At 62.2% G+C, this 13,006-nt stretch carries 18 protein-coding genes; 6 read left to right on the forward strand and 12 right to left on the reverse strand.

The genetic code is table 11. The features are described 5' to 3' along the window. Positions 1-4: 4 nt before the first annotated feature. The 11 genes from ACP7BL_RS10590 to ACP7BL_RS10640 form a co-directional block, all read right to left on the reverse strand. On the reverse strand, positions 5-511 hold the full coding sequence (locus tag ACP7BL_RS10590) for an MmcB family DNA repair protein (protein ID WP_126849179.1): 507 nt from the start codon (positions 509-511) through the stop codon (positions 5-7). 50 nt (positions 512-561) lie between these two features. Then, positions 562-1,047, reverse strand: a complete 486-nt coding sequence (locus tag ACP7BL_RS10595; RefSeq protein WP_231565385.1) for a cell wall hydrolase — start codon at positions 1,045-1,047, stop codon at positions 562-564. Between the two features lie 314 nt (positions 1,048-1,361). Next, complete coding sequence (locus ACP7BL_RS10600) at positions 1,362-1,703, reverse strand: DUF1491 family protein (protein ID WP_033967494.1); 342 nt, start codon at positions 1,701-1,703, stop codon at positions 1,362-1,364. Next, positions 1,700-2,173, reverse strand: coding sequence for a PaaI family thioesterase (locus ACP7BL_RS10605; protein WP_033967495.1), 474 nt, complete (start codon positions 2,171-2,173; stop codon positions 1,700-1,702). The genes ACP7BL_RS10600 and ACP7BL_RS10605 overlap by 4 nt, the downstream gene beginning before the upstream one ends. Further along, a complete protein-coding gene (locus ACP7BL_RS10610; RefSeq protein WP_126849181.1) occupies positions 2,160-2,627 on the reverse strand; it encodes a PTS sugar transporter subunit IIA in 468 nt (155 codons plus the stop codon). Before ACP7BL_RS10610 ends, ACP7BL_RS10605 begins: the two co-directional genes overlap by 14 nt. Positions 2,628-2,740: 113 nt before the next feature. Further along, a complete protein-coding gene (gene hpf, locus ACP7BL_RS10615; RefSeq protein ID WP_033967496.1) occupies positions 2,741-3,331 on the reverse strand; it encodes a ribosome hibernation-promoting factor, HPF/YfiA family in 591 nt (196 codons plus the stop codon). A gap of 83 nt (positions 3,332-3,414) precedes the next feature. Continuing rightward, positions 3,415-4,104 carry a DNA polymerase III subunit epsilon gene (gene dnaQ, locus ACP7BL_RS10620; protein ID WP_033967497.1) on the reverse strand — a complete coding sequence of 230 codons (690 nt, stop codon included), beginning with the start codon at positions 4,102-4,104 and terminating at the stop codon, positions 3,415-3,417. Between the two features lie 7 nt (positions 4,105-4,111). Beyond that, positions 4,112-4,708: a dephospho-CoA kinase gene (coaE, locus tag ACP7BL_RS10625; RefSeq protein WP_033967498.1), complete on the reverse strand. Its 597-nt coding sequence runs from the start codon at positions 4,706-4,708 to the stop codon at positions 4,112-4,114. Further along, complete coding sequence (locus tag ACP7BL_RS10630; protein WP_426258296.1) at positions 4,705-5,517, reverse strand: shikimate dehydrogenase family protein; 813 nt, start codon at positions 5,515-5,517, stop codon at positions 4,705-4,707. Before ACP7BL_RS10630 ends, coaE begins: the two co-directional genes overlap by 4 nt. Continuing rightward, the gene (locus ACP7BL_RS10635) at positions 5,514-6,110 is read right to left on the reverse strand and encodes a Maf family protein (RefSeq protein WP_126849185.1); all 597 of its coding nucleotides are present in this window, start codon (positions 6,108-6,110) and stop codon (positions 5,514-5,516) included. The genes ACP7BL_RS10630 and ACP7BL_RS10635 overlap by 4 nt, the downstream gene beginning before the upstream one ends. Further along, the gene (locus ACP7BL_RS10640) at positions 6,107-6,934 is read right to left on the reverse strand and encodes a pyruvate, water dikinase regulatory protein (protein ID WP_033967499.1); all 828 of its coding nucleotides are present in this window, start codon (positions 6,932-6,934) and stop codon (positions 6,107-6,109) included. Before ACP7BL_RS10640 ends, ACP7BL_RS10635 begins: the two co-directional genes overlap by 4 nt. A gap of 314 nt (positions 6,935-7,248) precedes the next feature. Here ACP7BL_RS10640 and hemE point away from each other — a divergent pair, with 314 nt between their 5' ends. The 4 genes from hemE to ACP7BL_RS10660 all read left to right on the forward strand — a co-directional run bounded on the left by hemE (position 7,249) and on the right by ACP7BL_RS10660 (position 10,913). Continuing rightward, on the forward strand, positions 7,249-8,271 hold the full coding sequence (gene hemE, locus ACP7BL_RS10645; protein ID WP_426258297.1) for a uroporphyrinogen decarboxylase: 1,023 nt from the start codon (positions 7,249-7,251) through the stop codon (positions 8,269-8,271). Next, complete coding sequence (locus tag ACP7BL_RS10650) at positions 8,268-8,735, forward strand: CopD family protein (RefSeq protein WP_341204089.1); 468 nt, start codon at positions 8,268-8,270, stop codon at positions 8,733-8,735. Before hemE ends, ACP7BL_RS10650 begins: the two co-directional genes overlap by 4 nt. Before the next feature lie 182 nt (positions 8,736-8,917). Continuing rightward, the gene (gene rho / locus ACP7BL_RS10655; RefSeq protein ID WP_010405952.1) at positions 8,918-10,174 is read left to right on the forward strand and encodes a transcription termination factor Rho; all 1,257 of its coding nucleotides are present in this window, start codon (positions 8,918-8,920) and stop codon (positions 10,172-10,174) included. Positions 10,175-10,283: 109 nt separating this feature from the next. Further along, positions 10,284-10,913, forward strand: coding sequence for a YjbE family putative metal transport protein (locus tag ACP7BL_RS10660; protein ID WP_033967500.1), 630 nt, complete (start codon positions 10,284-10,286; stop codon positions 10,911-10,913). Here the strand turns inward: ACP7BL_RS10660 and ACP7BL_RS10665 are convergent. Next, entirely contained in the window at positions 10,910-11,392 is a 483-nt protein-coding gene (locus tag ACP7BL_RS10665) for a methylated-DNA--[protein]-cysteine S-methyltransferase (RefSeq protein ID WP_033967501.1), read from the reverse strand. The two genes, ACP7BL_RS10660 and ACP7BL_RS10665, sit on opposite strands and share 4 nt — an antisense overlap. A 48-nt stretch (positions 11,393-11,440) precedes the next feature. On the opposite strand from ACP7BL_RS10665, the gene ACP7BL_RS10670 reads away from it, so the two are divergent. Together ACP7BL_RS10670 and mnmE are read left to right on the forward strand one after the other, a co-directional pair. Continuing rightward, positions 11,441-11,665: a DUF6489 family protein gene (locus tag ACP7BL_RS10670; RefSeq protein ID WP_033967574.1), complete on the forward strand. Its 225-nt coding sequence runs from the start codon at positions 11,441-11,443 to the stop codon at positions 11,663-11,665. A 13-nt stretch (positions 11,666-11,678) separates the two neighbouring features. Beyond that, a complete protein-coding gene (gene mnmE, locus ACP7BL_RS10675) occupies positions 11,679-12,962 on the forward strand; it encodes a tRNA uridine-5-carboxymethylaminomethyl(34) synthesis GTPase MnmE (RefSeq protein WP_426258298.1) in 1,284 nt (427 codons plus the stop codon). Positions 12,963-13,006 lie beyond the last annotated feature (44 nt).

Here is a 13,006-nt window from a genome sequence, read left to right on the forward strand (position 1 = left end):
CCCTTCACCCCAATCCGACATCGGCCTCAGGGTCGATCAAACCGATCAAGCGTCGTCCGGCCCGCCGTCCAAAGGCAAGTGTCGCGCGTTTGCGGGTTGCGGCAGGCAAGGGGACGCTATGCGCCTCGCGCACGATGGCAGCATCGTAGCGATCGGCAACGATAATACCGGTGCGTTCAGGCAAAAAGGCCGTTCCGTGGAGCGGCGTGACATCGAAGCCGGGCGGGACCGCCCAATAGAAGCGGTCGCAACATCCAAGATAGTCGGTCCATTTGGCATCGCCGAGAAGGTCGGCGCGCGATACCTTCACCTCTACGATCACGATGTGACCGCGCGCGTCAATCGCCATCAAATCGGCGCGGCGGTTCCCGTCCAACGGCACTTCGGCCAACGCGACCAGATCATGGCGCAACAGCATCCGTACCGCGCCGCGCACGACCTGTGCGGCAGATAACGGGAAATCGGACACGCTTGATGCAGGAAGCGTGGGGTCGGGGGACGACGATAGCATCCTCCGACCTTAGAACATTTCACGAACGGGTCAAATATGACCCGCGTTTGTCACCGGAAAAAAACGTGATTCCCGATCGCAGCGACCTGCTCCCGATGCCAACTCGCTGCGGCACCCCGAGCGTGGAAATACATCGCGCCCGACGCGGGGCTGTCCCATGCGTCCGCCAAAGCGACGCGGGCAACGGCGAGGGCGGTGCGATATTGCTTGTTCTGCGCGATGGTCGGAACCCGCCCGCCCCGCACGAACGAAAATTGGCCAGGCTGCTTTACGACCGAGCACACCGTCTTGGGAAAGCGGCCCGACTTCGAACGGTTCAGAATGACTTCGGCGACGGCAAGCTGGCCACTGAGGGGCTCGCCTTTGGCTTCGAAATAGATCGCGCCGGCCATGCACTGCAATTCTTCATCGATCGTATCAGGAATGGCCTGTGCGGCGACCGCAGCGGCCAGCGTGCCATAAGCTACGCTGTCGTCGTCCTGCTCGTCATCGGTCTTGGCGGCGGGAAGCGAGGGGGTATTCGTTACCGTCGTCACGACGGCGGGATTCATAACGGGCTGGGGAACGGAAGGCTGAGACTGGGCGTTGATGACACGACCAAGGTCTTGAGCGAAGCCCGGTGTGCCGAGACCGATGAGAGCGGTAACGGCCAAAGAGAGCGCCGCAATGCTTGCGACGCGATTCGAAAACGACATGAACACTACAAAAATGCGGTTGGTGCGCGGACAGGGTCGACCCAATTGTCACCCCGCCGGACAGCCCCCCGACTGCGTAACCTGGTCGGATCGCACCCGACACGGCACAACGCACGTGGCTAATACCCCGTCTTCTAGGGGGAGATCGGCTCGGGTCAACCGAGCGTGATCGTTTCTGCGGCGAATCGTTCCGCCGACGCGATGTCCAGTTCGACCACCCACAGATCCGGATCACGGTCGCGGCGCTTACGCCAATAGGCCTCGCGCGCTGCCACATCGCTCGGGTCGGCAGGGCCCGTCTCGACCAAAATCGTCGTGCCAAGCGGGCCGAAGGCCCGCTCCATCACTTTGGATATCCCGTTATTTTCATTTAATATTAGTAAGATAGATCCAGAATCCGCGTCCCCCTTTGCGCGCACCATCCCCATCCCGCCGGAATCGTTCACCCGTTTCAACAAGGCCGATACCAGGATATGCGAGGGGAGCGCCCCGCTCATTCCGCGCGGTAGCCGGGTAAACCTGCCAATGCGATCCGCGAACGCATGAAGGTTCCCGTGCCGCGCGCGGCTTCCTCTCCATCGGAGTCGATGAGACGCGCCTCGGCGACGAACACCCGACGTTGTCCCGAAACCCACCGCCCTTCGGCGATTACCGGCCCCTCGCGCAATGGCTTGGTCAGCAGCAGGTTGAAAGCCGTGGTCAACAAGAAGCGATCCGTAACCAGGCTGTTCGCCGCATAAAAGGCCGCGTCGTCGAGCATCTTGAAATAGCTCGTCCCGTGCGCGGCCCCGCCGGCATGAAAATACCGCTCATCGATCGTAAAATGGATCCGGGCGATGCCCGGCTCGGGGATGACCAAGGTCGATTCAAACAACCGGTTGATCGGAGCAGCCGCGTATAGCGCCTCCAATGCCCGAAAATGCGCCGCCTGCCCCGATGGTCCGGGATTGCGCTCAGGCTGCGTCACGGACCTGCTCGGCGGTTAGCAAAGCCACCAGCGCATCGCGCGATCCCGCACCGCGGAGCTTTTCGACCAGCAACTGATCGCGCAGCGCCCGCGACACCCGCGCCAGAGCCTTAAGATGCGTGGCTCCGGCGTCGGGTGGCGACACCAGCATGAACACGACGTCGACCGGAAGATCATCGACCGCGTCGAAGTCGAGGGGATGCGCCAACCGCGCGAACACGCCACGCACCTGCGTCAGGCCCGGCACCTTGCCATGCGGAATTGCCACACCACCGCCAAAAGCCGTCGATCCCAACTTCTCGCGTGATGCCACCGCCTCCTGCACAATCCCGGCGTCCAACCCGTAGATGTTTGCGGCCGCCGCTGCGAGCTGCTGGAACAACGCCTTGCGCGTTCCCGCGCTTACGCGCTCAAGCACCGCGTCGGGTGCCAGAATATCGTGCAGGTCGGTCATTACGATCCTCATGCCCGCGTAGCGGCGGGTTCTTGTGGCAGGGCCATAGCGCCGATCCTGCAGCCGCGAAAGCGCGAGCATACCGTTAGGACATGCCCGCGCAGAAACCGCGATCAGGCTTGGCGTTGCGGCTCGACCCAACCGATCGTGCCGTCACCGCGGCGATAGACCATATTATAGGTGCCGGATCCGCTGTTGCGAAACAGCAACGCGGTGGTGTTACGCAAATCGAGCATCATCACCGCATCCGAAACCGATGCATCGGGTACGTCCACCCGTGTTTCGGCGACGATCAAAGGATGGTCCTCGACCTCTTCCTCGTCGGTGCTTTCCTGGAAGAGGGTGTAGCCCGCATTGTCCGCGGCGATGCCTGCATCGACCGCGACAGCCGTCACAGACCCGCCATTGCGGTCCTTCAGACGACGCATATAGCGGCGCAACTGCTTTTCGATCTTGCTGGCCGCCCCTTCGAAAGCGGCATGAGCCTCCGACGCGTCGCCGCGTCCCTTCAAGATGAGGCCTTGCATGACGTGGGCGACAATGTCGCAGGTGAAACGATTATCGTGCGGTCCCTTGCCGAAGGTGACCTGCGCAGAAATGGCGCGCGCGAAATATTTGGTGGCGATGGCTTGGAGCCGGTCGTCGACATGGGTCTTGAGCGCCGCGCCCGTTTCGACCTGATGGCCGGAAACCCGAATATCCATGAACCTTCTCCTTCAATAGGCTGGCGTCGCTGTGACGATCGTCAGCTGGCAGTTGACACCGTCCGGGTGCCACGGCCCCCCAATCACATCGCGTGGTCGCTCCCCCACAAAGGGTTGACCACGGTCTTCAAAAACGCCGCGTGGCGCACGCGCTCCTCTTCGCTGACACCGAACACGCGCGGCGGCCGGACGACCGCCGCAGCGACCGCCTGAGTCGGCGCTGCTTCGACCACGACTTCGCTAACCAGGCCAAGACCGATCTGCCGACCACCGGTCAGCTCGACATAGACCTGGGCCAGCAGTTGCGCGTCAAGCAAGGCCCCGTGCAACGTGCGATGGCTGCGATCGATCCCGTAGCGGCTACACAAGGCATCAAGGCTGTGCTTGGCACCGGGGTGGCGCATCCGCGCCATCGCAACGGTATCGACCATCCGCTCCATCGCGACGGCGGTACGCCCGCAGCGCTTCAGTTCTCCGTTGAGAAAGCCGAAATCGAAGCTGGCATTGTGCGCGACGAGCGGGCTGTCCCCGATGAAGTCGAGCAAATCGTCGACCAGATGCGGAAACAGCGGTTTGTCGGCAAGGAAAGCGTCACTCAGCCCATGGACGCGTTGCGCCTCGGGCGGCATTGCCCGCTCCGGGTGAAAATACGCATGGAACGTGCGGCCCGTTTCGACGCGATTGACCATCTCCAGGCAACCGATCTCCACCATGCGATCGCCATCGGCAAAACTGAAGCCGGTGGTCTCGGTATCGAAGACGATCTCGCGCATAGGGGTATTATAGTGGGACGTCGCGGGCCGCTAAGCAAGCGATGATGGCATGGACTGCACGCCGCGTATCTTCATGCGATCCGCCGGTCGGCACGACAAAATCGGCCCGTGCCACCTTCTCGGCATCGGGCATTTGCCGGGCATGAATGGAATCGAGCTTTTCCACGGACATACCGGGCCGAGCCAGCACGCGCGCACGCTGGATGGACTCCGGTGCCGACACCACCACCACGGTATCCACCCGCGTTTCGCCGCCGGTTTCGAACAATAAGGGGATGTCGAAGACCACCATCGGCGCATCGGCATGGCGAACGAGAAACGCGGCGCGCTCTTCCCCCACCGCGGGATGAACGATCGCTTCGAGTCGCGCGAACGCGGCGGGATCGTTCAGCACCATCGCCCCAAGACGCGTTCGATCGACGCCGTCGGGGCCGGTAGATCCGGGAAAGGCTGCTTCGATCGCGTCGACCAGCCGCCCGCCTTTGGCCTGCAGGTGATGCACCGCAGCGTCAGCATCGAATACCGGGATACCCGCCTCGGCAAACATCGCTGCCACAGTCGATTTGCCCATCCCGATCGACCCGGTCAGGCCGATTGCAATCATGACGTCAAAAGCGCCCGTAACCGGTCATCACTGGCTTCGTCGCGCGGTGGCGTCACGCCGAAAAACAATTCGAACGCCAACCCCGCTTGGCCGATCAGCATGTCCAGCCCATCGACCGTCCCCAAATCGCGCGCCCGCGCTGCCGCCAGTAGCGGCGTTTCGAGCGGGGCATATACGACATCATAGACCACCGCCTCTTCGGGCAAAGGATCCAGATCCAGATCGAGTGGGGGCTGGCCGACCATGCCGAGCGCGCTTGCGTTGACCAGCAGCGCCGCCGGCGGCAGCGTCGCGTCGAGCGGCAAGGCTTTCCCTTTCAACCCGAAGGACGACAGCAATGCCGCCGCCTTCACCACGTTGCGATTGAGGATCGTAACCGGGCCGACGCCCAGGCGCGAAAGCGCGAACAACACCGCCCGCGCCGCGCCGCCGGCCCCGATCACCACCACCGGCGCGCCTGCAAGATCAAGCTCCGCGATCGGTGCATAAAAGCCAGCCGCATCGGTATTGGTGCAGGCGAGCGTACCGTCCTCTGTGCGAAACACGGTGTTGACGGCACCGATGGAAGCCCGCACCTCACCCGGATCGGCGACATGATCGAACACGGCTTGCTTATGGGGAATCGTGACGTTGCATCCCCGCCAGTTCGGATCCGTCGCGCGCTCGGCAAAATAACGCCCGAGCCCCTCCGCCGTCACGTGGCGAGCCGCGTATCGCGCTTCCAATCCCAGCGCTTCGATCCAGAAACCGTGGATCAGCGGCGATTTGGAATGGCCGATCGGATCCCCGATCACCTCAGCAAACATCATGACGTCATCACCCCGCGCACTCGCAGATAATCAAGAACCGGCAACAGCGGTAGGCCGAGCACGGTAAACTGGCTTCCCTCGATCCGGCTGAACAATTGCGCGCCCGGCCCTTCGATCCGGTAACACCCGACGCACCACGATATCTCGGGCCATTCCAGGTCGAGATAGGACTCGATGAATGCGTCAGACAGGGGGCGGACGTGCATCCGCGCCCGATCGACGACACGCCACACCGGACGCCCGCCCTCGGCCATGACGGCCGCACTGACCAGTTCATGGCGCTTGCCCGACAATCGCCGCAGATGCTCGGCCGCTTCGGTACGGTCGCGCGGCTTGTCGAGCATCGAGCCGTCCTCGAGCGCAACCACCGAATCGCAGCCCAGCACCAGCGCCTGACCATCCCCCGATGATACCTTGATCGCTTTCAGCTCAGCCAGCGCATCGGCCATGTCGCGCGCGCCAAAACCATCGGCGATCAGCGCGGCTTTGGCCGATTCCTCGTCGACGCCTGCGGACACCGGCTCGAACGGTACGCCCGCCGCGGTCAACATCGCGCGGCGGGAGGCGCTTTGCGATGCCAGCACGACTCTCATATATCCCCCCGGACATCACCGCGCCGCTCACCCACCAAAGCGATGATCGCTGCTGCCGTTTCCTCGATCGAACGTCGCGTTACGTCGATCACCGGCCAGCCATTGTCAGCAAACATCCGCCGCGCAAATGCGACTTCGCGCGTGACGGCCTCCTGGTCGACATATGCGGTCTCGACCTTCTGGTTGAGCGACAGCAGACGATTGCGCCGCACCTGGATCAACCGATCCGCGCTTGTCGTGAGCCCGACCACGATCGGATTTTTCAACGTATACAGACTTTCCGGCGGCGGACTTTCCAGCACGATCGGAATGTTGGCGGTCTTGAAACCGCGATTGGCGAGATAGATCGACGTCGGCGTTTTGGAAGAACGCGACACACCGGCCAGCACGATGTCGGCTTCTTCCCAATCTTCCGCCAGAATTCCGTCATCATGTGCGATGGTGAATTGAATCGCATCGACCCGCGCGAAATACGCGGCATCGAGCACGTGCTGGCGCCCCGGACGCGCCTTGGCCGCCTGTCCGAGCAACCCGGAAAGAGCCCCCGTCACGCCGTCGAGCGGCGCTACGGCTGGCAGGCCGAGCGCACGACAGCGCGTTTCCAGTGTGCGCCGCGTCTCGCTGTTCACCAGCGTGAACAGCACCAGCCCCGGATTCTGCGAGATTTCCTGAAGGATCCGCTCCAGATGCGCCTCGGTGCGGACCATCGGCCAGAAATGACGGATCGTTTCGACATCGTCATATTGCGCAAGCGCGGCTTTGGCGATGTTCTCAAGCGTTTCGCCCGTCGAGTCCGACAGCAAATGGAGATGCAAGCGCATCAAAAAGGCCGGCTGGGCGATGCTGTGGACAACATGGGGAGAAGCGCTAGCGCAACTTCGCGATCCCGCAAAGCGTCATGCCGACGGTGGATAAACCGCAGCTTGTCCACAATCGTGCGCACAGCCAATGATTCCGTCAACAGGCTGTGGATAACGAGGACAGAAACGCCGACTCACGTCAGAGTCGGCATTGGCCAAACGCCAGCCTGTTGGCTTTTCGGGGATGACCGCATAAGCCCCGCTATCGACGCGCCTACAACCACTTCATCCTTTCAAGATTCTAGAATCTTATAGAAGAGGGTCCGACCATTCCGACGATGAAGAAGCCTTTGCTCGCGACGCTCCTGGGCGATCGTCAGCCCACTCCCCCGGTCTGGCTGATGCGACAAGCTGGCCGATATCTCCCTGAATATCGGGCGCTTCGTGCGGAAAAAGGCGGTTTCCTCGCCTTGGTGAACGACAGCGCCGCAGCGGCGGAAGTGACGATCCAGCCGATCCGCAGGTTCGGCTTTGACGGCGCTATTTTGTTTTCGGACATTTTGATGGTGCCGTCTGCCTTGGGCCAGGACTTGAGCTTTGGCGTTGGCGAAGGCCCGGCACTAAAACCCGCGCTGGTCGATCATGCCCTGCAAAGCCTTCAGGCGGCCCCTGAGCGGCTCGAACCTGTCTATGAGACCGTGCGCCAGGTCGCGGCCTCACTGCCGTCCCAGACCACTTTCCTGGGCTTTGCGGGAAGCCCGTGGACCGTCGCCACCTATATGGTTGCTGGCCATGGCAGCAGGGACCAGGGGGAAACGCGGCGCTTCGCTTATACCGATCCTGCCGCGTTCCAGGAGATCATCTCCGCGATCGTCACGGTGACGGTGGACTACCTCTCGAAACAGATCGAGTCGGGCGTTGAGGCGGTGCAGCTATTCGACAGTTGGGCCGGCAGCCTCAGCCCGGCACAGTTCGAACGCTGGGTCATCGGCCCCAATGCCGCTATTGTCGGGGCGCTGCACGAACGCCATCCAGGCGTACCCGTTATCGGTTTCCCAAAGGGTGCCGGCGCAAAGCTTACCGCTTATGTTCGGGAAACCGGGGTCGACGCGGTCGGGCTCGACGAAACGATCGATCCGGCATGGGCTGCCGCCGCGTTACCCAAGGATTTGCCCGTTCAGGGAAACCTCGATCCGCTGGTACTGATTGCCGGTGGCGAGGCGATGGAACAGGCCGCCGGGCGCATCCTTGCGGCCTTTGCCGAGCGCCCCCATGTCTTCAACCTCGGGCACGGTATCCTGCAGGATACTCCGATCGCCCATGTCGAGCAGTTGCTCGCTTTTGTTCGGAGCGTTGGATGATTGGAATGCTCGGCAACGCCTATCTCTGGGTCAAGGCGGCACATGTCATCTTCGTGGTGTTCTGGATGGCGGGCATGTTCATGCTACCGCGCTATCTCGTCTATCATCAGGAAGCACTGACCAGTGGCGGCAGTAGCTCGCCAGAAGCACTTTTGTGGGTTGAGCGCGAGCGCAAGATCCGCAACATCATCTTAACCCCGTCGATGATCATGGTGTGGATCCTGGGGCTGGCGCTGGCGGCCAATGTGGGTCTGTTTTCCGGGCAACACGGGCTTGGCTGGCTGCACTTGAAGCTGGCGTTGGTTCTGATCCTCAGCGGTTATCATGGCTGGGCGGTGGGCTATGCGCGCAAGCTCGCGGCAGGCAAGCCGACGCTGACGGGGCGGCAATTGCGCCTAATCAACGAGGTGCCCGCAGTGCTGGTCACCTTCATCGTCATCCTGGTCATTGTCCAGCCCTTCTGAGATACCCCTTTCGAGATGCCATGTCGCGCCTTGACGCGCGCAGTGTGGCCCCGTATCTCAAGGTCGTGTCGTGAGGCGGCGGGTCCACCCGTTCGGTCGCGGCCTCCTTCCTCAAGCATCGTCGCGTACCCTTCGCCGACCGAAGCTCCTTCCCCAGCATCCTTTATGCCCGGACGCCCGCAATGCATCTCAAAGACCTGAAGAACAAAAAGCCGGCCGAGCTGGTCGCGATGGCCGAAGAGCTCGGCATTGAGAGCGCGTCGACGCTGCGCAAGCAGGATTTGATGTTCGCGATCCTCAAGGTGCAGGCCGAAGAGGGTGAGCAGATCATGGGATTGGGCACGATCGAAGTGCTGCCCGACGGTTTCGGTTTTCTCCGGTCGCCTGAAGCCAATTATCTGGCTGGCCCCGACGACATCTATATTTCGCCCAACCAGGTCCGCAAATTCGGCCTGCGCACCGGCGACACCGTCGAGGGCGAAATTCGCGGGCCCAAGGATGGCGAACGCTATTTCGCTTTGGTCAAGCTGACCGCGGTCAATTTCGATGATCCCGAGGCGGTGCGCCACCGCGTCAATTTCGACAACCTCACCCCGCTTTACCCCGATGAGAAGCTGACGCTCGATCCGTCGGACCCGACGATCAAGGACAAGTCGGCGCGGGTGATCGACATCATTTCGCCGCAGGGCAAGGGGCAGCGTACGCTGATCGTGGCGCCACCGCGCGTCGGTAAGACGGTGATGCTGCAGAATATCGCCAAGGCGATCACCGATAACCACCCCGAGGTGTTCCTGATCGTCCTGCTGATCGACGAGCGCCCCGAGGAAGTCACCGACATGCAGCGCTCGGTCAAGGGCGAGGTGGTCAGCTCGACCTTCGACGAACCCGCCACGCGCCACGTGCAAGTTGCCGAAATGGTGATCGAAAAGGCCAAGCGCCTGGTCGAGCACAAGAAGGATGTGGTGATCCTGCTCGACTCGATCACGCGTCTCGGCCGCGCCTACAACACCGTGGTGCCCAGCTCGGGCAAGGTGTTGACCGGCGGTGTCGACGCCAATGCGCTGCAACGGCCGAAGCGCTTCTTCGGTGCCGCGCGCAATATCGAGGAAGGCGGCTCGCTTTCGATCATCGCGACGGCGCTGATCGATACCGGCAGCCGCATGGACGAAGTGATCTTCGAAGAATTCAAGGGCACGGGTAACTCTGAAATCGTGCTCGACCGCAAGGTTGCCGACAAGCGCATCTTCCCGGCGCTCGACGTCGGCAAGTCGGGCACGCGCAAGGAAGAGCTGCTGGTCGATCAGAGCAAGCTCTCCAAGATGTGGGTGCTGCGCCGCATCCTCATGCAGATGGGCACGATCGATTCGATGGAATTCCTGCTCGACAAGATGAAGAATTCCAAGACCAACGAAGATTTCTTCGACAGCATGAACCAGTAATCGGGGCTGGGTCCGTCGGCGGGGTGCCGACGGACTCGCATCGCCTCGACCGACGGGCTAAGCGGCAGACGGCGTGGGGGTTTGCCATGCCTCTTGTTAAGGCCTGCCCATGTTCAACATCGCAGACGTATTCACGACGGCCGGGCTGGCGACGCTCGGTCAGGTAATCCTGATCGATCTGATCTTCTCCGGCGACAATGCCATGGTGCTCGGCACGCTCGCCGCCGGGCTACCCTCCAAACAGCGCAAGCAGGTTCTTGCGCTCGGCGTGATGATGGCAATGGTATGCCTGATCGGCTTCGCGCTGATCGCGACGCAACTCTTGCATGTCGTCGGCTTGCTGCTGGCCGGAGGCATATTGCTGCTGTGGGTATCGTGGAAACTCTATCGCGAGATCGGTGGCGCGGCGGACGCGACGAGCGGTGGTCATGCCACGGCGAAACAGCCCAAAACGTTCGCACAGGCGGCCATCCAGGTGGCCATTACCAATTTATCGCTCAGCCTCGACAATGTTCTGGCCGTGGCGGGTGCGGCCCGCGAACATCCAGCGGTGCTATTTTTCGGGCTCGCTTTGTCGGTCACGCTGATGGCGGTTGCCGCGAACTTCATCGCGCGCCTTATCGGGCGGCATCCTTGGATCGCCTATATCGGCTTGGCCGTGATTCTCTTCGTTGCCGGCCGCATGATTTATGATGGCATCGTCGATCACGAAATCGGCGTGCTGCGCCTGCTTTTCTAAAGCAGGCGATCGCGGCGGTCGCGCCGTTCGAAATCGAGCAACCAGCGCTTGGTCGCCGGCCCCTCTCCCGCCGAATAAGCCCCAAGCGAACCGTCGGCATTGCTGACGCGGTGGCATGGCACGATGATCGGAAAAGGATTGCGTGCGCAGGCTTGCCCGATTGCGCGCGCGCTTGATCCGATCGTGGCAGCAAGCGCGCCATAGCTCAGCACTTCGCCATAGCCGATCGCCACCATTGCATCGCGTAACACTTGCCCCCGGATGGTTCGAGCGGCGGTGAGCGGCAGATCGAAGTTGGTGCGCTCGCCTGCGAACCATGCCTGGATTTGATCGGCGGCGGCACGTACCGGCAGCGAAGCGCCCGATATTGGAGGGCCCGCAACGGCGTCGATTTGGATCGAGGCGATCGCGGCATCGTCGCCATAAATCGTGACAACACCGACAGGCGTTGCGATCCGGGCCATATCGCGCGCATACATGGCCAGAGTATGCAGCGCGGCGCAGGCCCGCTCAAGCGGAGAAGCGCGATGAAGATCAATGTCGAAGTCGATTGCACCCCGGAAGAAGCGCGGCGCTTCATGGGCCTGCCCGACCTTGCCCCCGTCCACGAGAAATATGTCGCGATGCTCACCGATACCATGGACGGTGTGGTGGCCCCCGACCTCCTCGATAATATGGTGCGGAGCTGGATGCCGATGAGCGATGCCGGCATGGGGATGTGGCGCAAAATGTTCGAGAGCACGACCAAGTAGTCCAGCGGTGACCATGCGCGAGACCATTTTCGCCACATCGAGCGGCGCACCGCCCGCCGCGATTGCCATTGTTCGGCTGAGTGGACCGGGCGCCTTTACGATCGCGAGGGGATTGGTCGGCGATTTACCCGTGCCGCGCCGTGCCGCGTTGCGCGCGTTGCATGACCCGCGCGACGGGAGTGTGCTTGACCGAGCGATCGTCCTTGTGTTCCCCGGCCCACGCACTGCGACCGGCGAAGATCTCGTAGAGTTTCAGGTCCATGGGGGCCGCGCAGTGGTGCTCGCGGTGGAAGCGTGCCTCGCCGCACAGCCTGGTGCCCGCCATGCCGAAGCTGGCGAATTTACCCGCCGCGCGCTTGAGAATGGGGTCATCGATCTGACGGAAGCAGAGGGTTTGGGGGACTTACTGTCCGCGCAAACCGAGACACAGCGGCGCGCGGCCTTGCGCGTTGCCGAAGGCGGTTTGCGAGCGCAGGTCGACCGTTGGACCGATCGCCTGATCGACATCGCGGCCAGGATCGAAGCGCAGTTGGACTTTTCCGACGAGGACGATGTGACGTCCGAAAACAGCGACGAGATCGTGGCCGTCATCGCAGCTACGGCGGCGGAGATCGCGCGCTTGCTCTCCGCCCCCCCGGTGGAGCGCTTGTACGACGGCGTTCGCCTTGTGCTCGCAGGGCCGCCCAATAGTGGGAAGTCCACATTGTTGAATGCGCTGGCAGGGCGCGAGGTTGCGATTGTCTCAGCGATATCAGGAACCACACGCGACCGGATCGAAGTGCCGGTGGAGCGCGGTGGTATCGCCTATCTTCTCACCGATACCGCGGGGCTTACCGATTTTCCGGGAGATGAGATCGAACGGATCGGGATCGAGCGCGCGGCCGACGCGATCGCGAGCGCGGATATCGTTGTGTGGCTGGGCGACGACGCCCCAAGCGATCCAGCCCATCTGCGGGTTCACGCGCGCGCCGATCTTCCGGGACGCGACGCCCTCCCCTCGGATCGCGTTCTCGCCCTGTCGGCCAAAACAGGCGAGGGTCTTGATGGGCTTTGGGAAGTCATCGCGCAAAGAGCTCGTGCTTTGTTGCCGCAAGAGGACGTACTAACGACAAACCGTCGACAGCGGGGACTGCTGTCAGCCTGTCTCGAACACCTCCAAGCCGCGACCGGCAGCGATTTTTTGATTGTCGCCGAAGAGGTGCGTGGAGCGCTTAAGGCGCTTGACGCGGTTGCCGGTCGAAGCGGAATAGAGAATGTACTGGATGCGATTTTTTCGCGCTTTTGCATCGGCAAATGAAGCGACGTTCCACGTGGAACATACCACCCTCCCCTTTGACAGCG

It is taken from the genome of Sphingomonas sp. DC1600-2 (assembly GCF_049897605.1).
Classification (GTDB): domain Bacteria; phylum Pseudomonadota; class Alphaproteobacteria; order Sphingomonadales; family Sphingomonadaceae; genus Sphingomonas.